This is a genomic window from Evansella clarkii (assembly GCF_002019695.1).
GTDB classification, from domain to species: Bacteria; Bacillota; Bacilli; order Bacillales; family Salisediminibacteriaceae; genus Evansella; species Evansella clarkii.
In genome coordinates this window covers 96,249-114,541 of sequence record NZ_KV917376.1, presented here as the reverse complement: position 1 = coordinate 114,541, position 18,293 = coordinate 96,249, and the positions used below count along the sequence as shown (strand labels likewise).

General features: G+C 42.8%; 19 protein-coding genes. 18 read left to right on the top strand and 1 reads right to left on the bottom strand.

The features are described 5' to 3' along the window. Positions 1-164 precede the first annotated feature (164 nt). From BK582_RS00485 to BK582_RS00405, 17 genes are all read left to right on the top strand, one after another. Entirely contained in the window at positions 165-1,193 is a 1,029-nt protein-coding gene (locus BK582_RS00485) for a methionine ABC transporter ATP-binding protein (RefSeq protein ID WP_078597716.1), read from the top strand. Beyond that, positions 1,183-1,845: a methionine ABC transporter permease gene (locus tag BK582_RS00480; protein ID WP_078592493.1), complete on the top strand. Its 663-nt coding sequence runs from the start codon at positions 1,183-1,185 to the stop codon at positions 1,843-1,845. Before BK582_RS00485 ends, BK582_RS00480 begins: the two co-directional genes overlap by 11 nt. Positions 1,846-1,897: 52 nt before the next feature. Beyond that, positions 1,898-2,716 carry a MetQ/NlpA family ABC transporter substrate-binding protein gene (locus BK582_RS00475; protein WP_078592492.1) on the top strand — a complete coding sequence of 273 codons (819 nt, stop codon included), beginning with the start codon at positions 1,898-1,900 and terminating at the stop codon, positions 2,714-2,716. 268 nt (positions 2,717-2,984) lie between these two features. Continuing rightward, on the top strand, positions 2,985-3,476 hold the full coding sequence (locus BK582_RS00470) for a hypothetical protein (RefSeq protein ID WP_078592491.1): 492 nt from the start codon (positions 2,985-2,987) through the stop codon (positions 3,474-3,476). Between the two features lie 492 nt (positions 3,477-3,968). Then, the gene (locus BK582_RS00465) at positions 3,969-4,592 is read left to right on the top strand and encodes an alpha/beta hydrolase (protein ID WP_177344629.1); all 624 of its coding nucleotides are present in this window, start codon (positions 3,969-3,971) and stop codon (positions 4,590-4,592) included. Positions 4,593-4,594: 2 nt separating this feature from the next. After that, positions 4,595-5,203 carry a flavin reductase family protein gene (locus BK582_RS00460; protein WP_078592490.1) on the top strand — a complete coding sequence of 203 codons (609 nt, stop codon included), beginning with the start codon at positions 4,595-4,597 and terminating at the stop codon, positions 5,201-5,203. 239 nt (positions 5,204-5,442) lie between these two features. Then, a complete protein-coding gene (locus tag BK582_RS00455) occupies positions 5,443-5,901 on the top strand; it encodes a hypothetical protein (RefSeq protein WP_078592489.1) in 459 nt (152 codons plus the stop codon). A gap of 23 nt (positions 5,902-5,924) precedes the next feature. Continuing rightward, positions 5,925-7,796: a Sec-dependent nitrous-oxide reductase gene (gene nosZ, locus BK582_RS00450; RefSeq protein ID WP_078592488.1), complete on the top strand. Its 1,872-nt coding sequence runs from the start codon at positions 5,925-5,927 to the stop codon at positions 7,794-7,796. Between the two features lie 65 nt (positions 7,797-7,861). Beyond that, complete coding sequence (locus tag BK582_RS00445) at positions 7,862-8,425, top strand: hypothetical protein (protein ID WP_338066787.1); 564 nt, start codon at positions 7,862-7,864, stop codon at positions 8,423-8,425. Beyond that, a complete protein-coding gene (nosD, locus tag BK582_RS00440) occupies positions 8,422-9,729 on the top strand; it encodes a nitrous oxide reductase family maturation protein NosD (RefSeq protein ID WP_078592487.1) in 1,308 nt (435 codons plus the stop codon). Before BK582_RS00445 ends, nosD begins: the two co-directional genes overlap by 4 nt. After that, entirely contained in the window at positions 9,726-10,526 is an 801-nt protein-coding gene (locus BK582_RS00435) for an ABC transporter permease (protein ID WP_078592486.1), read from the top strand. Before nosD ends, BK582_RS00435 begins: the two co-directional genes overlap by 4 nt. Beyond that, positions 10,519-11,259, top strand: a complete 741-nt coding sequence (locus tag BK582_RS00430) for an ABC transporter ATP-binding protein (RefSeq protein ID WP_078592485.1) — start codon at positions 10,519-10,521, stop codon at positions 11,257-11,259. The genes BK582_RS00435 and BK582_RS00430 overlap by 8 nt, the downstream gene beginning before the upstream one ends. Further along, the gene (locus tag BK582_RS00425) at positions 11,189-11,575 is read left to right on the top strand and encodes a FixH family protein (protein ID WP_078592484.1); all 387 of its coding nucleotides are present in this window, start codon (positions 11,189-11,191) and stop codon (positions 11,573-11,575) included. Before BK582_RS00430 ends, BK582_RS00425 begins: the two co-directional genes overlap by 71 nt. Next, positions 11,565-12,209, top strand: coding sequence for a hypothetical protein (locus tag BK582_RS00420; protein ID WP_078592483.1), 645 nt, complete (start codon positions 11,565-11,567; stop codon positions 12,207-12,209). Before BK582_RS00425 ends, BK582_RS00420 begins: the two co-directional genes overlap by 11 nt. A gap of 366 nt (positions 12,210-12,575) precedes the next feature. Next, entirely contained in the window at positions 12,576-12,821 is a 246-nt protein-coding gene (locus BK582_RS00415; protein ID WP_078592482.1) for a hypothetical protein, read from the top strand. 151 nt (positions 12,822-12,972) lie between these two features. Beyond that, positions 12,973-14,382 (top strand): YheC/YheD family endospore coat-associated protein, encoded by a 1,410-nt coding sequence (locus BK582_RS00410; protein WP_078592481.1) that lies wholly within the window; start codon positions 12,973-12,975, stop codon positions 14,380-14,382. A 355-nt stretch (positions 14,383-14,737) separates the two neighbouring features. Continuing rightward, on the top strand, positions 14,738-15,397 hold the full coding sequence (locus BK582_RS00405) for a carboxymuconolactone decarboxylase family protein (RefSeq protein ID WP_078592480.1): 660 nt from the start codon (positions 14,738-14,740) through the stop codon (positions 15,395-15,397). 62 nt (positions 15,398-15,459) lie between these two features. Here BK582_RS00405 and BK582_RS00400 read toward each other — a convergent pair whose 3' ends face one another. After that, positions 15,460-17,016, bottom strand: a complete 1,557-nt coding sequence (locus BK582_RS00400) for an ABC-F family ATP-binding cassette domain-containing protein (protein WP_078592479.1) — start codon at positions 17,014-17,016, stop codon at positions 15,460-15,462. A 118-nt stretch (positions 17,017-17,134) separates the two neighbouring features. Between BK582_RS00400 and BK582_RS00395 the strand changes: the two genes are divergently transcribed. Continuing rightward, on the top strand, positions 17,135-18,271 hold the full coding sequence (locus BK582_RS00395; protein ID WP_078592478.1) for a DEAD/DEAH box helicase: 1,137 nt from the start codon (positions 17,135-17,137) through the stop codon (positions 18,269-18,271). The last annotated feature ends 22 nt before the right edge of the window (positions 18,272-18,293 follow it).

Sequence of the window (18,293 nt, the reverse complement as noted above, 5' to 3'; positions counted from 1 at the left end):
ATAAATCCTGTTTATGTCGCCCCTCTTCTTACTTAAAAGAAGAGGGGTTTTTATTTGTTCACAAAATCGTCGGGGGTCTGGCCCCGTACTAAGCGAGATTCGTTAAATTGATGGAAATGGAGCGGTCCCGTACGATTTGCGGGGAAAGAAGGGAGCAGGAAAGCATGATTGTTTTTGATAAGGTGTCGAAAGTGTTTGGTGAAGGAGAAGAAAAGGTTGCCGCTGTTAAGGAAGTCTCCCTTGAAGTAGAAAAAGGAGATATATACGGAGTGATCGGGTTCAGCGGCGCAGGTAAAAGTACGCTCATCCGCTGTGTAAACCTCCTTGAACGCCCTACTACAGGAAAAGTGTTAATTAATGGAGAGGACATTACGGAGTTCCCGCCTGCTAAATTGAGAGATAAACGAAAAAATATCGGGATGATTTTCCAGCATTTTAATCTTGCTGAAACGAAAACAGTGTTCGCCAATGTAGCTATCCCGCTGCAGCTGGCGAAGGTGCCAAAAGAAGAAGTAAAAACAAAGGTAACTGAATTGCTGGAATTCGTCGGACTTGGAGATAAAGCAGACCAGTATCCGGATCAGCTTTCCGGGGGACAAAAACAGCGTGTTGGGATAGCAAGGGCACTTGCGACATCACCTGAGATCCTGCTTTGTGATGAAGCTACTTCAGCCCTTGATCCGCAGACTACAGATTCAATTTTGAAGCTTTTGAAAAAAGTTAACAGAGAGCTCAACATCACGATCTTAATGATCACTCACGAAATGCACGTGATCAGGCAGATCTGCAACAAAGTTGCTGTAATGGAAAACGGAGAGCTCATTGAATCAGGTTCTGTTTTTGATGTCTTTTCAAAACCGCAGGCCAGGACGACGAGAAACTTTGTTAACTCGGTAATGCAGGATGATATTCCCCAGTCTATTCTCAATATGCTTGCACCGGAAGATAAGAATTCGACTCTATACCGGATTCTGTTTGAAGGGGGACTTGCTGGTAAACCTGTGTTGTCCAGTATCGCAAGGAAATATGAACTTGATGTGAATGTGCTGCATGGACATATTACAGAGCTCCAGGACAAGCCGTTCGGAAACCTGATAGTTCAGTTTTATGGCCCGGAGGAAAACATCCGCAAAGCCACAGCGGAAATTGGAGAGAACTTAATCATAAAGGAGGTAGAACGGAATGGAGATTGATTGGAGTACATTTTGGGTCCGCGTATGGGACGCTACCCTTGAAACATTGCTTATGACAGGTTTTTCCCTGTTCTTTGCTGCATTGCTCGGAATTCCTATCGGGATCGCTCTCGTTGTTACAAGAAAGGGCGGACTTTTTCAAAACAATATAACTTTTACAATTACTAATACCATTGTTAATATCTTCCGATCTATCCCGTTTATTATTTTGATGGTAGCTATTATACCTTTTACGAGATTTGTAGTCGGAACTTCTATTGGGACAGCAGCTGCTGTTGTACCTCTCGTAGTATTCGCGGCTCCATTTATTGCCCGTCTTGTGGAAAGCAGCCTTCTTGAAGTATCCCCTGGAATTATTGAGGCGGCAGAGTCGATGGGGGCGACACCGTGGCAGATTATTTTCCGTTTTATGGTGCCTGAGGCTCTCAGCTCACTCATTTTAAACTTAACAATCGCAACGATTGGTATTATCGGTGCTTCTGCCATGGCTGGAGCGATTGGCGGAGGCGGCCTTGGAGATCTGGCGATAGCTTACGGTTACCAGAGGTTCCATACGGATGTCATGATTGTTACAGTAATCATTCTTGTCTTGCTTGTACAAGGGCTGCAGATGGCAGGGAACCGTTTTTCCCAGGCAATCCGGCGGCGGTAAAATCAGCAGGAGTTAAACAATTTACATATACACTAAAGGAGAGACAAATCAGATGAAAAAACTATTTTTAACACTAACAAGCTTAATAACAGCAGGAACAATCTTAGCTGCATGCGGCAGTGACGATGACACAGTAACGGTAGGAGTTAACGGTTCCGGAGTTCCGGTTTGGGAATACATGAAAGAAAAAGCGGCAGAAGAAGATATAACAATCGACATCGTGGAGTTTGCCGACTATGTACGGCCAAACCAGGCGCTGGCTGATGGTGAAATTGATATCAATGCTTTCCAGACTGTTTCTTATTTTGACCATTTTAAAGAGCAGCATAATCTTGATCTTGTGCCTCTCGGAGCGACATATCTTGCGCCAATGGGACTGTATTCCGACAAACATGAATCACCGGAAGATATCCCGGAAGGTGCTACAATCACAATTGACCAGGAAGAAACAAACCAGGGACGAGCACTTCTTTTACTGGAAGAAGCAGGCCTTATTGGATTGGCAGATGACTTTGAAGGAGTAGGCGGACCTGAATTTATTACAGAAAATCCCCTCGGTCTTGAATTCGAGCAAATCCAGGCTGCCCACGCACCACGTGCGCTGCCAGATGTTGATGCTGCAGTAATCAATAATGGTGTTGCGAGAGAAGCAGGTTTTAGTCCTTTAGAGGATGCGATTTACATTGAAGGTGCAACGGCAGATCCTTATATCAACATTATCGCTGCACAGGCGGAGCGCCAGGACGATGAAACACTGCTTAGAGTTGTAGAGCTATACCAGCAGGAAGATGTAGAAAACTATCTTCTTGAAGCGTATAATCAGGCACTGGTTCCAATGTTTGTAAGTTTGGAAGAACTGCAGGACTATTAAGAGTATTATGAATGCACACGGGTACTTCATTTCTGCCTGTGTGTATTTTTTGCTGTATGAAAAGAAATTCTGGTCTTTTCAGCTGGGTGAAGTCATCATGGGGTCTGTGGAAAAGAATTTTTGCGTTCCACTGTAATAGAAGGTATGATGTTTGTACTGTAAATGAGAGGTTATAATTCCTGCAGTTTTGTGATAAAAAACTAAGGTGGGGCTCTGCTATATGTACAATGATATAATTAAGGGAAAGTCAGAGCATATATGAAGCGAGGTGTTCAAAATTAGTGAAGAACAGGATAAGAAGACGAATATTACATTATCCCGGGGGAATATAATTGCCGGTGCGGCTGTTCTGCTGGCAACAGTATTAATAGCTTTTTTGATTGAAGTATATGAAATTTATCCGTTTAACTATACATATGAGGAAACAGAAGCCGGGCTGATTGTCCATGAAGGACTGTTTTTGACAACCAGCTATGAAGTAAATTCAGAGGATGCCAGTGAGCTGGGGATATCCCTGATCACCTACAATATTGACCAGTTAAGGGGCTCGGCATTTGTCTTTTACTCTATCGTCCCGATAACGGTGATGCTGATTATTAAAATCTTTCAGGGGAAAATTGCGGTTCTCCCTAAAACAAGGGCGGATATTAACGATCTGATGCTGGCTGTAGTGCCTGTTTTTCTGATCGGCAGTGTATTTTTATATATGTTTATTAGGAACTATCAGTATGTTCAATCTATACTAAGCACATTTATATAGCTGAATGCAGCCTGCAGTCTGGAAAACATGACTGCAGGCTGTTTTTTGGTTCGGAACTATGAGTTTATTGGCGGGTCGCCGATAAAGAGTCCGATTTCGCCGATAAGAATAAAATTTCGCCGATAAAACCTCGATTTCGCCGATAAAATAATTTTTTCGCCGATATCTCAACCTTCCCCCATTGATAAGCCAAAAAATTACCTGCTTTCCACAACAGAAAATCAAAAACTTTGAATTAAAGGCCGGTTTATGGTTACAATCAAGGTACTTACTTTTTGAAAGCTTAGGCAATTTACTCCAGTGTGGAAAAATGTCTGCTAATTAGTAAAACTGCCCGTATTACTCGTATTTCAGAGTGCTGCATTTAATTAAAACACTCCGGGTATAGGGAAATTAAATTAAAACAGCCAGGTAAAGACAGTATTGTCTTTTCCCCGGCAGCAAAAAATTAAAAGAGTATACTATTTAATTCAAGTTAGGAGAGTGTTAATTATGGATATGGAACACATTTTTAAAGAGGGTCAGCCAGGAAATAAAAATACCCTGTTACTTCTTCATGGTACAGGTGGAGATGAAAATGATCTGCTGCCTCTTGCAAATTTAATTGACCCTGGAGCAGCTATTCTCAGTGTGCGCGGCAATTCGCGGGAAGGGAATATGAACCGATTTTTCAGGCGCCTTGAAGAGGGTGTATTTGACCAGGAAGATCTGGTGTTAAAGACGAAAGAACTTAAGGATTTTGTTGATCAGGCGGCTGTTAACTACGGTTTTGACAGAAAGCATGTAGTTGCTGTGGGTTATTCAAATGGAGCAAACATTGCCGGGAGTCTTTTATATCATTATGATAATCCATTAAAAGGTGCGGCGCTGTTCCATCCAATGGTACCCCGCCGTGACATTGCAGTTGCCGGAAAAGATAATACGCCAGTATTTATAGGTGCAGGGAAAAATGACCCGATTTGTCCGGCAGACGAAGCGAAGGAGCTGAATGAAGCGCTGACGAAGGCTGGTGCGGAAGTTGAGCTTTACTGGACTGAACACGGACACCAGCTGACACAGGATGAGGTTAACCAGGCAGCGGCCTGGTATATGACTAAGCTGAAAGGCACGGAATAAAAATGTGGCAGTCGATAGATTCAGAAAAACTGAGTAAAAAGGAAAATTACCAGCTGTTAACATCAGCCATACTTCCCAGACCTATTGCTTTCGTAACTTCACTGGCTAAAGATGGCACGTTAAATGCTGCTCCGTTCAGCTTTTTTAACGTTCTTTCCGCCCAGCCGCCACTGCTGTCTGTATCTATAGGCCGCAGAGGTAACTTGCAGAAGGACACAGCACGAAACATTCTGGAGCAGGGAGAATTTGTGGTTCATATAACGGATGAGAAAAATGCAGAAGCAATGAATGAAACTGCGGCCAGCCTTGCACCTGATGAAAGTGAAGCAGAAAGAGCCGGGCTCATTCCTGTAGAAAGCACTGCGGTTAAAGTGCCAGGTTTAAAGGAATCACGGATAAGGCTTGAGTGCAAATTAGAAAAGCATCTCGTTTTTGAAGAGGGAGACACAAAGACAGACCTGATTATTGGCAGGGTGCTCCATTATCATCTTGCGGATGAAGTGTTAAAAGACGGAAAAATCGATGTACACCAGCTAAGCCCTGTAGCAAGACTTGGCGGTCGTGATTATACAAAGCTCGGCGAAGTGTTTTCACTGGACCGGCCTGAATAAATTAAATAAAGCTTCAATAGCAATAACAGTAAGAGGTCCTGAAGAAAATTCAGGTCCTCTTTTTAGCGTGAAAAAGTGACAATTGTCACTGAATTGTTGTAATTCTGCTCACATTTATGAACGAAAATCGAACACTGGAAATGTTGTGATATAAGTCACTTTGTTTCTCTCTGGGCTCCTTTAGTATAAATCCTGAAAGAGGACTTATAAATTCAATCTAATAAAGGAGGCAATCAGCAGTGAAATCAAATTTAGTTATATTTATAGCTGGTTTCGTGATAGCGCTTACAGCGGGCTTTTTTATCTTCCAAGGTGAAACTGTTTCCAAAGAAGAACCTGCAGAAGCTGCACCTGAATCGCATGCTGAAGAGGCGGCGGAAGAGAACGGCCATGCAGATGAGAACGCAGAATCAGAAGAAAACAGTGAAAATGTAGTTCAGCTAGAATCAAGAGTACTTGAACAAAAGGGCTGTGTAGCATGTCACGCAGTATCTGAAATCGGCCTTGAGGGCCCTCCAACTGGTCCTGATTTATCACATGTGTACAGCATTATGGAAGGGAAACATGGAAAGACAATGGAAGAGTTTCTTGCGGAGCCAACATCAGCTGTAATGGCAACGGTCCTTGGAGAGAATCCCCTGACTGAAGAAGAAATCGAGGCTATCGCGGAGGTATTGCAAATAGCAGAAAACCAGTAATCATTATACGGAGGTGGAAGTAAATGAAGAAGCTTTTTTCAGGAGCTGGGGGGATACTTGCCGGACTGCTAGTGGCATTCGTATTCTTTGGCAGCTCATCTCTCGGGGCCGAGGAACAGGCCCTTTCATCGGAAAACAAGAGCAATGCGGAAGCAGTGTATGTCCCTCACGGCGAACATGATGAATATTACTTAATTAACTCAGGAGGACACTCGGGACAATTGTTTGTATACGGAGTCCCATCCATGAGACATATACGTACGATCCCGGTTTTTACGCCTGACCCAGCCACAGGCTACGGATTTGATAAAGAATCGAAAGAAATGCTTGGCGGTTATACATGGGGAGATCTTCACCACCCTGCATTATCAGAAACAAACGGAGACTATGACGGCAACTTCCTTTTTGCTACAGATGTAGCTAATAACCGGGTTGCAGCTATTGATCTGGAAGACTTTCATACAGTGGACATTCTTGAAGTACCGAATATCGGCGGTCCGCACTGTGCGGCTTTTGTAACTGAAAATACGGAATATATATTCCTCCCTACTCGTTTTTCACTCCCGTTCGACACAGATTATGCTTCACTGGACGACTATAGTGAAGAGTTCCGGGGAGTAATGTCAGCAGTAACCTTTGACCAGGAAAGCAAGGAATTTGATGTAGCCTACCAGGTTGCACTTCCGCCGTGGAGCTATGACAAAGCCCGGGCCGGTAAAAGAGATTCAAGCGACTGGGCGGTAATTTCCACTTACAACACGGAAGAAGCTACAACAAATCTGGAAATTAATGCATCACAGGCAGACCGGGACTATATTGTTCTGTTTAATTGGAAAAACCTTGAGGAAAGAGTTGCGAACGGCGAATACGAAGAGTTCAACGGTGAGAAAATGATTTATCCTGAAAAGCATAAAGGGGATATTTACCTGGTGCCTGTAGCCAAGTCACCGCACGGTATTGATGTATCACCAGACGGAAAATATTTTATCGCTTCCGGAAAGCTTGCTCCGGCAATGACAGTTTTCAGCTTTGAAAAAGCTTTTGAAGCAATTGAAAATGAAGATTTCTCCGGTGAGCGAAACGGATTGCCAGTACTGAACTACGACTCAGTAATGGAGCGTGAAGTTGATCCTCCAGGAGCACTTGGGCCGCTTCATACTCAGTTTGATGAAAGAGGAAATGCGTATACTACAATGTTCATTTCTTCAGAAGTTGTAAAGTGGGAGTATGAAACTGGTGAAGTGATTGACCGCCATGATGTTTATTACTCACCTGGGCACTTAGTAACTCCACATGGAGATACAGCTGATCCGCAAGGAAAATATCTTGTATCTTTAAATAAAATTGCTAAGGATAACTTCCTTTCCGTAGGTCCGTCACATCCGGAATCCATGGACTTATTTGATATTAGCGGCGATGAAATGAGGCACTTAATGTCAGTGCCAGTGAATCCTGAGCCTCACTACGGCCAGATGGTGCACAGGGACGTTATTAATCCGTTCCACGTGTATGAAATGGATGAATCAAATCCGAACGCGGTTTACGACCAAAACGATACACGGATTGAGCGGGATGGGGACAATGTAACTGTTTATGGTATATCAATGCGTTCGAAATTTATCTTCGATGCAGCTTCTGAGCGTCCGGACGTGATTGAGGTAAACGAAGGCGATACGGTAACCATGCATATCACGAACACGGATTTCGACCAGGATATCGTACACGGGCTGGGAATCATGGACTATGATCTTAACTTTGAACAAATGCCAGGGCAGACAAAAACTCTGGAATTCGTTGCAGATAAAGCCGGAGTATTCCCTATCTATTGTACAAACTTCTGTTCAGCACTTCATCAGGAAATGACAGGGTACCTGATGGTTAAACCTAAAGAGTAAAAAAGTCAGCTAAGGAAAGGGAGGAATGCTCCCTTTCCCGCTGATGATTCCAGGAGATGAGAATCATGTCCAAAAAAATGTCTTTTCAGTCGGCAACCAGTCTATTCATTGCGGCCGGGCTGCTAATTATTACTATATTTCTGCCCTGGTGGGGAATGAAATTTTATGCGCCACAGTATCAGGAAGGTCTGAATATCATCGTCTACCCTTATAAGCTTGCAGGTGAAATTGACATTGTTAACAGCCTGAATCATTATATCGGAATGGCCCAGTTCAGTGAGGAAAGTTTTCCGGAGCTTCAGTTTCTTCCATGGATCATAGCTGGTCTCGCCCTACTGATTGTTTTCACAGGACTGCTCAGAAAAATGAGTTTGCTGTATGGGCTTATCGGGCTTTTTATTCTAGGAGGCATTCTCGGAATCTATGATATTCGCCGGTGGCTTGTGAGCTTCGGAACCGACCTTGACCCTATGGCTCCAATAACGGTAGATCCTTTTGTACCGCCGATTATCGGAGAAAACACGATTGCTAACTTTGTTACCAACAGCTATTTTTCTTACGGTTCCTTTTTGCTCCTTTTAGTATTTCTGCTGCTGCTGTTTCCTCTCTGGAAGGAGAGGCACCAATGAAAAGGCTAGTGTTTATATGCTTTCTGCTGATCTTCTTTTTTATTCCGGCAAGGGCTATGGCTGGTGGGGAGCTGCAGAAAATGATTGATGCAGCAGATGACTATGAAACTATCCTGCTGGAAAACAAAGTGTATGAAGGCAATATAGTCATTGGAAAACCCCTCATTGTAACAGGGGCGGAAGAAACGGTTATCCGGGGCGATGGAACCGGCAACGTAGTTACTATCGAGTCACCCGATGTCCACCTTGAACAGCTGCAAATCGAAAACAGCAGCTTTGCAAGGGGCGATGGAGAAGAATATTCAGGCATAAAAGTAAATACGGACGGAAACTCCTTCAGAAAACTGATAATAACGGATTCCTATCACGGTATTTACCTCAGCCAGGCACACGAAAATATAATCGACCAGGTGGAGATACACGGCCAGATGGATCAGGAAACCATCGCGGGGCAAGGTAATGGCATACAAGTTTACTATTCTGAGAGAAATACACTTACAGATAACTATATAGAGGGAACAAGGGACGGTATGTATTTCGAGTACGCCCACCAAAATACTATCTCAGGAAATGAAATCAGCCATACGAGGTACGGGCTTCATTACATGTATTCAGACGACAACAGATTTCAGGACAATTCCTTTACTTTTAATATCGGGGGTGCGGCAGTTATGCACTCCAGCAGGAATGAATTTACTGGAAACAAATTTTCCATGAATCAGAGTTCCCGGTCTTTTGGCTTTATGCTTCAGGCAAGCAGCGAGAATCATTTAGAAGGTAATCAGTTCATCAGGAATAAAAGAGGCCTTCTCGTTGAACAGGCGCGAGGGAACTATATTTATAATAATGAGTTCAGCCAAAATGACATTGGTGTGGAAATGTGGGCTAGCTCCAGCCAGCAAATTTTTACAGAGAACAAGTTCTATAAAAACAGGAGCCCGGTCGTTCAGGTAGGCGGAGAATCAGAAAGCAGCTGGAATGAGGCTGGCCGAGGTAATGACTGGGGGAGCGATTTTCCTCTGGCGGACCTTGACCAGAACGGGACAGGAGACTTTTCTGTCGCGTATCAGTCATCACTCCATCAGCTTCTGGAAGAAAACGAACTTTCCTACTTATTGCTTAACAGTCCAAGTATTGCAGTATATGAAAAAATGAATCAGTGGATGAATAATCAGCGGACAATGTTCCAGGACGACTTCCCTCTGCAAAACAGAGAGGTTCTCCCGGTTATGAAATATTCAGCATTAATTTTAGTTATCAGCGGTGCACTGTTTGGTGTACAACGAAGGAGGCGGTCAGCATGAATTATGTATGGAAGGAGTGGATGGAACAGACGAGAGGCAAAGGTCTGTGGTTCGGGCTTGGGATAGTGGTCATCATGTCCTTATTCATCTTTATGGAAGCGATGAACACTCCCTTTGAACACGGATTTCAGTCTGTCTTAATTTCCCTCCATGAAATGCACGTATTCCTGCTGCCTCTTCTTTGCTTGTTTGTGGCATCCTTTGCAGTTTTGCAGGAAAAGGAACTTAAAACGTTAATGATGATCGTTACAAAAAAAGAATCTTACAGGTCTTTTCTGTTTAAAAAAAGTATTGCTGTAAATCTCGTCATGCTGGCACTTTTCACCGGCTGGTATATCCTGCTGGCTGTGCCTATGAGACTATTTTTAGCTTTTGATGCAGCAGCGTTTTTATCATTTTTGATAACTGTAATTGTATTTATCCTTATTTTTAACCAAATCGGCTTTTTCATTGGCACCATCTGCACCAACAGAATGCAGGCTGTCGGGGCGGCGGTTTTCGTATGGTTCGCATTTATATTCTTATTTGATCTTGCCCTGCTTTATCAGCTTCCGGCAGTTACACATGATAATATCCTGATCTTTTCTGTCCTGTTTTTTCTGCAGCCGTTAAATACACTGCGCCTTTATCTGGAAACTTCAGCAGGCGTGTTTTCTATGGAATACATGTCCTACTTAATGGATAAATTGATTTGGCTTTCGCCACAGGCTTTCCTGTTGATTAATCTTGCAGTCTTTCTTATTGTGTTCTTCGAAATTGCCGTGTGGCTCAGACGAAAGGGGCTTCGTTATGATTAATATTGAACAATTGTCTCAGAAATATGGGCGAAAGACAGTTTTAAACGATGTTAGTTTATATGTGGCTGAAAATGAACGCTGTGCCCTTGTAGGGAGGAACGGCTCAGGTAAATCTACCCTGATACACACGATGCTTGGTGTATTGCCTGTAGGAAAAGGAATGGTTACACTTGCCGGCCACGATGTGCGCCGTACGGAGAAATGGAAAAAAGAAGTTGCTTATTTACCTGAGAAGTTTCATCTTTATCCTCATTTGACTGCCAGGGAAAACTTGAGTTTTTTCGCTTCCCTTCAGAAAGAAAAGCCGGATAATGACCGGATTGATGACGTTCTTAAGCAAGTGAGCCTTTATGAACAAAGAGATGAAAGAATCCAGGGTTTTTCAAAGGGGATGCTTCAGAGGCTTGGCCTTTCGCTTATGCTTTATTATGAAGCGAAGCTTTTGATTCTTGATGAACCTACAAGCGGTCTTGATCCGATCGGCCGGAAAGAAATACTGGACATTCTTCAGTCTTTGCAGAATAAAACGATCTTTCTCTCGTCCCATCACTTGGACGAAATCCAGCAGATTTGCACTCATGTAGCTTACTTGGAAGAAGGAAAGATTAAAAAATATACGGTGAAGGAATTTATGGAAGTTATGAAAGAGGGGGAAAAAGACAGTGGAAAAGATCAGAAAGTCCGCGGGAAAGTTACTTCTGTTTACTCTGCTGCTTGTGCTGGCAGCATGTAATTCATCAGCGTTGGAGGTTTCAGTAATCAAACAGCCTGTTTACGAAAAGGGAGAATATGGAGTGATCACTTTTGAAGTGCTGGAAGGCGGCCAGCCAGTTTCCGGCCTGGAGATCTCTGCTTTGTTTGAAATGAACCGGATGGACCATGGCCATATTGAAGCAGTTTTCACTGACATCGATGACGGTGTTTATACGGGTGAAGCGGCTTTTGCCATGTCAGGAGAATGGATTGCCAGTGTGACTGCCTCGGAAGGCGGTAATGATATTTGGACGGAAACAGTAATTTTTGAGGTGGGTGAAGGAAATGAGCATTAAGATTAATGGGAAGAGTCTTCTGCTCGCTGTTTTGCTGCTGGGAAGTATAGTTTTCATTTCCGGGTGCAGCAGAGGCAGCGGTGATACGGTACTTGCAGAAGTAAATGATACGGAAATCACAGCGGATAAAGCGGCATTCCAGCAGCTTATCGGACTGCTTCACTTAGAACTGGTCCGTACCGAGGGGCGAGCGGAAATGGACGAGGAAACCCTTGAGTATATGAGCGAATTCTGGGATGAACAGGAAGTCCAGGTTCGGAATATGAACCATACATTAACGAATGTGATCAGGACCATTGCCATGGCGAAACTTGCTGAGGAAAAAGGGTATGTGATGGGGGAGGAAGCAGTGGAGGAGCAGGCAGCTTTGTTTTATGGACAGTATGAATCTGAGCCGGCTGCATTAGCGTTAATTGAGGATTACGGCACGGAGCTGTTCCAGGAGCAGCTTTATGACTATACGGAAGAATGGCTCCTGGCAAGGATTGTATATGCTGATGTGCTTGAGGAAGTACAAAGCGAACGCCCTGGAATGGAAGGGGAAGAGCTGGAGCATATAGCCAGCCAGCAGTATGAGGAACTGCTAGTGTCGCAAATGGAGACGCTTGATGTGAAAATATTTCCTGGGCAGTGACACTTGAATGGGGCTGTTTGCGGGGGATGGCAGTGAACAGAATTACGAAGATGATGCGATTAAGACTGTGATTTAAGTTATACAAAAGCCCGCCCGGCTTTCTAGCAGAAAACATTGAAAATTAATCAATCATTAAGAAGTAAAAAAGACCAGGGATCCGATCTCCCTGGTCTTTTTTACTTTTCCTAGAATTATCCCATTTCCGTTAGTTACGTATTGCTAGATACTCGACCTGATTTATTCTAGTTAGACCATGATAGAGATAGTCATTCTTCTAAAATGTGTCTTTCTCTCATGTTAACTATCCAAACCATTTTAATATAAGCAACATAATATTAAATATACCCTATGAAAGGAGGGAGATAAATGGGAGTTGTAGGTTTTTGTCTAGTCACGGTAGAAATTACAGCGATTGATGGCGTAGACCTTGTAGATCCAATTGTTGTATTTACAGAACAATCTTTTCCCTCAGATAATGGCACAGTAACGTTTGAAGTATTTGGAGAAGAGGTTACTGCACCTTGTCCAACTATTGAGCCTGTTGAAGAAACCGTTGAAGCAGCAGGGATTGGAGTGCTCACGCTATCAATCACGGTAGAAGAGGGCGCTTAAAAATATCTGTCTTTGTAGTAAGAAGGGTTGCTTCTTAGCAACCCTTGTATATAAAAGCAAACTGTTTATATGGTTCCAAGTTTAAATTTGCTATTGCCTAAACATCATGATAGAGACCATTTAAAAATACATAAAAGGAGGTGTAAAATATATGGGAAAAAAACCTTTGATCGGTATCTTAGTAAGGAAACCTACCAAGTTACGATATTATGAAATAGCAAAATCACTAAACATCGACTTACTAGTATTTAATTCCAAAGGGATACACTGGAAGAAAAAGAGAATTCGAGGTTTATTTTTTAACGGACGTTCTTGGCAGCGAAAAAGTTGCCCTTTTCCTTCAGCTGTATATAACCGGCGTTACTCAGCAAAGAAAAATCTCGTAAAGAGAATAGAAAAAGTTATTGGCAAGGGAAAAGTATTTAACACCATTACGTGGCTCAATAAGTGGGATACACATCAGATATTACAAAAAACCTCTATAAAAAAGTATTTACCATACACCTCTATATATCGGAGTGAAAAACTTCCATACCTGTTAACAACTTACAGTAAACTCATATTAAAACCTTGCAAAGGTAGCTTAGGGAAGCAGGTTTACTTGGTTGAGTTGACCGATGACAAAAGGTATAAATTATATATTAATTCACAAAAGCAGAACACTTTTCAACTAGTATCCCAACACGAGACTGAAACAGTTAAAAGAAGTGCACTATTTAAGGTTGGCAATAAAATAAATAAACAGAAATTACATGCCTTACTAAATGATGAAAGGTTATATGACCCAGCAAAGATAAATACCCATAATCAAGAGGAGTTTATAAAAAGCATTCAAAAGTTAATCAAAAATAAGAAGTTTCTTGTTCAACAGTTTATTCCCTTTGATCAAACTGAGCAGAAAATTTATGATCTTCGAGTATATGTTCATAGAAATGGGCAAGGGAAATGGTTTATCACCGGCACTGTTAGTAGAATAGGCACCAAAACGTCCTACATTACAAATATGGCTTCCGAAATAAAAAGTCTTTCTAGTATTCTTAAGAGTAATAATATGTTGACTGCTAATCAAATGGATACGATCAAAAAAATAAGTGTAAAAGTTGCAAAAGAACTAGAAAAGACCCTAGGCCACATGGGTGAGTTAGGAATAGACTTTGGGATAGATCAAAAAGGGAAACCATGGCTTATTGAAGTGAATGGAAAACCACAAAAAATCAGTATCCTTAAACGTGTACGAGACCCTAAATTAACTTGGGAATTATATGCCATGCCACTTAAGTATGCCTATTTTTTAGCAACTAATAAAGCCATACCTAATCCATCTGTTCATTCTGCCAACCCCGGCGTTACTGCCCGAAACATTGGGTTTAATCAAAGCCTCCTAGTGAGAACAATTTCAGACCGGAAAAGGGAAATAGAAAAAGACAGAAAAACTACTGAATTAGAACAAAACTTAAAGGAGACGACTGTACAAGAAATAGAAGAAGCGAAACAGCTGTTAGTTGCTCCCAAAAATAGTAGAGAAAAGCCCCGAAGGAAATGGTGGGAATTCTGGAAATAAATACAAGACTAGCTTCTTATGGATAGTTATTTAATTGAAAGACGGCGCCTCCTGCGGGAAAAGCGATAGCTTAAGCATAACCCGCGGAAAGCGTCTGTCTGTATACGGATGAAGATGGTACTACTTTGAGAAGTTCTATTTTTATTATTTCCAGTTCCTCTTTGTATGCCAGCAGTGTTCATTTTTTCTTTCAAAGCAGTTAATGGTCCGAAATCCTTCTCCCCTGTAAAAAGAGATAATCAGAATGATCAGACCTAATAAATTTACTGAGCAAATATACCGAAGAAACTGAAAAATGGAAATAATCCCTGTATAATGAAGGGTGGTTGAAATTATTGTAAAGGAGCGGATTCATTTGAGTAAAGAAAACTTGTATGAGAAATCATATTTTTCAAGACTTCCTGAGCTAAACGATTTGGCACCGGATGCTTTCAAAGCTTTTGTTCAATTTGACAAAGCTGCGATGGCTCCGGGAAAACTTACTGGAAAGCTTAAAGAACTGATTGCTGTGGCTGTTGCCCATACAACAGGCTGCCCTTACTGTATTGACGTCCATGTGAATGGGGCGAAAAAACAGGAAGTAACAAAAGAAGAGATGGCTGAAAGTATTTTTGTTGCAGCGGCTTTAAAAGCAGGTTCAGCAGCAGCCCATGGTGTTAACGCCTTAAATGCGTATGATGAATCCGGCGGAGAAGAATTATATAAAGCATCCCATTTCAACAGATTCAAAGAATTAGGTGAGCTGTCCTCTGATGGATTCAGCAGCTTTATGAATTTCAGTGATGAAACAATGAAAGACGGAGCCCTTACGGCGAAAGAGAAAGAGCTTATTGCAGTGGCAGTTGCCCATACAACTGGCTGTTCTTATTGCATCGATGTACATACAAAAGGGGCGAAGAAGCAGGGGGTCTCCAAAGAGGAACTGGCAGAAAGCATCTTTGTAGCGTCGGCTTTAAAAGCAGGCTCAGCAGCAGCCCATGCAGTGAATGCGTTAAACGCTTATGATGAGGAATAAGTAAAAACAGAAAGGAGCCGGCCCGCATTTTTTCGCGGGACCAGCTCCTTTTACAGTTCGTATTAAAATACTTTCGTAGTCCAGGATTCTCCGTTCCAGATATCTGTCACGACATCCTGATAAAATTCAGGTTCGTGGCTGATTAGAAGGATGCTTCCTTTATATTCTTTAAGTGCTCGTTTTAATTCGTCCTTTGCATCAACGTCCAGGTGGTTTGTCGGCTCGTCGAGAACAAGGATGTTCGTTTCTCTGTTAATTAATTTACAGAGGCGGACTTTCGCTTTTTCCCCTCCGCTTAACACTGCGACTTTGCTTTCAATATGCTTTGTCATCAGTCCGCATTTTGCAAGGGCGGCACGTACCTCGGCCTGGTTCATCGCCGGGAACTCGCTCCACACTTCTTCAATGCAAGTGTTATTGTTTTCTGTTTTAATTTCCTGTTCGAAATAGCCGATTTCAAGGAATTCACCACGCTCAACAGAGCCGCTCACTGGGCGGATTTCCCCAAGAAGGCTGCGGAGAAGCGTTGTTTTTCCAATACCGTTCGCCCCAGTCAGAGCTATTTTCTGCCCACGCTCCATGCGAAGGTTCAGCGGTGCGGATAACGGCTCATCATAACCAATCACGAGATCTTTTGCTTCAAAAATCGTTTTACTCGGCGTACGCGCAGTCTTGAAATGGAATTCCGGCTTTGGTTTTTCCTTCGCAAGCTCAATGACATCCATTTTGTCGAGCTTTTTCTGCCTGGACATTGCCATGTTTCTTGTAGCCACACGAGCTTTGTTACGGGCAACGAAATCCTTAAGATCAGAAATTTCCTGCTGCTGTTTTTTGTATGCTGCTTCAAGCTGCTGCTTCTTCACTTCATAAACGTGCATGAAGTGCTCATAGTCACCTGAATAGCGGTTCAATTCCTGGTTTTCCATATGATAGATCAGGTTAACGACACTGTTCAAAAATGGAATATCGTGAGAGATCAGGATAAATGCATTTTCATAATCCTGAAGATACCGCTTCAGCCACTCAATATGCTGCTCGTCGAGATAGTTTGTCGGCTCATCAAGAAGAAGAATATCCGGTTTTTCCAGTAAGAGCTTAGCAAGAAGAATCTTTGTACGCTGGCCGCCGCTTAAATCATTAACATCCCGGTCAAGACCGATTTCATCAAGACCTAGTCCCCGGGCAACTTCCTCCACTTTAGCATCAATTGTGTAAAAATCATTGTTTGTGAGCATGTCCTGAATAATCCCAACTTCTTCAAGGAGCTTTTCCATTTCTTCAGGAGTCACATCGCCCATTTTTTCATACATGCCGTTCATATCTGCTTCCATATCAAACAAATATTGAAACGCGCTTTTCAATACGTCCCGGACAGTCTGCCCCTTTTGGAGGACAGTGTGCTGGTCAAGGAAGCCGGTTCTTACATTTTTCGCCCATTCGACCGTTCCTTCATCAGGCTCCAGCTGGCGGGTAATGATATTCATGAAGGAAGATTTCCCTTCCCCGTTTGCCCCGATAAGGCCGATATGCTCCCCTTTCAGGAGGCGGAATGACACATCATTAAAAATAGCCCGGTCACCGAAGCCGTGGCTTAAGTTTTTTACAGTTAATATACTCAAAGTGCAACATCCTTTATATAAAATTTGGTTCCGTGCCCAAAGTAAGTTAAAATCAAAAATGAAACATACGGCAAAAAACAAACAATTACTATTATACAGGCTAAAAAGGAGAATATAAATGAGCAATTCCTGGACTATTATTAACAATTTACAGCCTTTTTTACAAGAAGCGTGGAATAAAGCAGGTTTTGAAGGTCCGACAGCTGTACAGGAAAAAACAGTTCCGGAAATCCTGGGGGGGAAGGATGTTATCGCTGAGTCCCCGACAGGCACGGGGAAGACTCTCGCATATCTTCTGCCAGTGCTGGACAAAATCGACCCGGAGAAAAAAGATGCTCAGGCAGTTATCATGGCTTCTTCCCGGGAGCTGGTAATGCAGGTACTTGAGGAAGTCCGCATATGGACAGAGGGCAGGGGAATTGAAAGAGCTGCGTTAATTGGCGGGGCAAATGTAAAAAGACAGCTTGAAAAATTAAAAAAGAAGCCTCAGGTCATTGTAGGCACACCTGGAAGAATTTCAGAACTTCTTAAGACGAAAAAACTGAAGGTCCATGAAGTCAAAACCCTTGTATTTGATGAGGGAGACCAGCTTTTTTCCCGGGAGCATCAGCAGTCGGTGGACCAGATAATTAAAGCAACATTAAAAGACAGACAGATTCTTGTTTTCTCAGCAACTCTCAATAAAGAAACAGAGGAGAAGGCAAAGGAACGAATGAGCCAGCCGGAAGTGGTGCGTATCGGGCAGGAAGCTGCCATGTCTGATAAAGTGGAACATATTTATATCCCGGTAGAGCAGCGGGAGAAAATTACGACTCTGAGGAAGATAATGAATCTCGAAGGAATGAAGGCGCTGGCTTTTTCCAATGACGTCAATCTTCTCTCCACCTATGCTGCTAAGCTAGAATATAACGGACTGCCCCTCGGAGTCCTCCATAGTGAAACAACAAAACAGGAGCGGGAAACTTCGATTAAACGATTCCGGGACGGTAAATATCCTCTTCTTCTGGCAACAGATGTTGCGTCCAGGGGACTTGATATTAAGGGGCTTACCCATGTTGTTCAGCTTGACGTACCAAAGGATACGAAGCAATATACCCACCGGGCCGGCCGGACAGGGAGAGCCGGAGGAGAAGGGACGGTTGTCTCTATCGTAACAGGCCTCGAAGTTAATAAACTTGAGAAGCTGGGGAAAAAATTAGGTATTACTTTGAAAGAAGGCAGGCTGTATAAAGGACACCTGACTGTCGATAATTGATTCATAAGAAAAGAGAGACCGC

What these genes read in the sequence shown, in the direction of transcription:
- BK582_RS00485 (WP_078597716.1), top strand. Translation starts at nt 165, where the DNA reads ATGATTGTTTTTGATAAGGTGTCGAAAGTGTTTGGTGAAGGAGAAGAA.
- BK582_RS00480 (WP_078592493.1), top strand. Translation starts at nt 1,183, where the DNA reads ATGGAGATTGATTGGAGTACATTTTGGGTCCGCGTATGGGACGCTACC.
- BK582_RS00475 (WP_078592492.1), top strand. Translation starts at nt 1,898, where the DNA reads ATGAAAAAACTATTTTTAACACTAACAAGCTTAATAACAGCAGGAACA.
- BK582_RS00465 (WP_177344629.1), top strand. Translation starts at nt 3,969, where the DNA reads ATGGATATGGAACACATTTTTAAAGAGGGTCAGCCAGGAAATAAAAAT.
- BK582_RS00460 (WP_078592490.1), top strand. Translation starts at nt 4,595, where the DNA reads ATGTGGCAGTCGATAGATTCAGAAAAACTGAGTAAAAAGGAAAATTAC.
- nosZ (WP_078592488.1), top strand. Translation starts at nt 5,925, where the DNA reads ATGAAGAAGCTTTTTTCAGGAGCTGGGGGGATACTTGCCGGACTGCTA.
- BK582_RS00445 (WP_338066787.1), top strand. Translation starts at nt 7,862, where the DNA reads ATGTCCAAAAAAATGTCTTTTCAGTCGGCAACCAGTCTATTCATTGCG.
- nosD (WP_078592487.1), top strand. Translation starts at nt 8,422, where the DNA reads ATGAAAAGGCTAGTGTTTATATGCTTTCTGCTGATCTTCTTTTTTATT.
- BK582_RS00435 (WP_078592486.1), top strand. Translation starts at nt 9,726, where the DNA reads ATGAATTATGTATGGAAGGAGTGGATGGAACAGACGAGAGGCAAAGGT.
- BK582_RS00430 (WP_078592485.1), top strand. Translation starts at nt 10,519, where the DNA reads ATGATTAATATTGAACAATTGTCTCAGAAATATGGGCGAAAGACAGTT.
- BK582_RS00420 (WP_078592483.1), top strand. Translation starts at nt 11,565, where the DNA reads ATGAGCATTAAGATTAATGGGAAGAGTCTTCTGCTCGCTGTTTTGCTG.
- BK582_RS00415 (WP_078592482.1), top strand. Translation starts at nt 12,576, where the DNA reads ATGGGAGTTGTAGGTTTTTGTCTAGTCACGGTAGAAATTACAGCGATT.
- BK582_RS00410 (WP_078592481.1), top strand. Translation starts at nt 12,973, where the DNA reads ATGGGAAAAAAACCTTTGATCGGTATCTTAGTAAGGAAACCTACCAAG.
- BK582_RS00395 (WP_078592478.1), top strand. Translation starts at nt 17,135, where the DNA reads ATGAGCAATTCCTGGACTATTATTAACAATTTACAGCCTTTTTTACAA.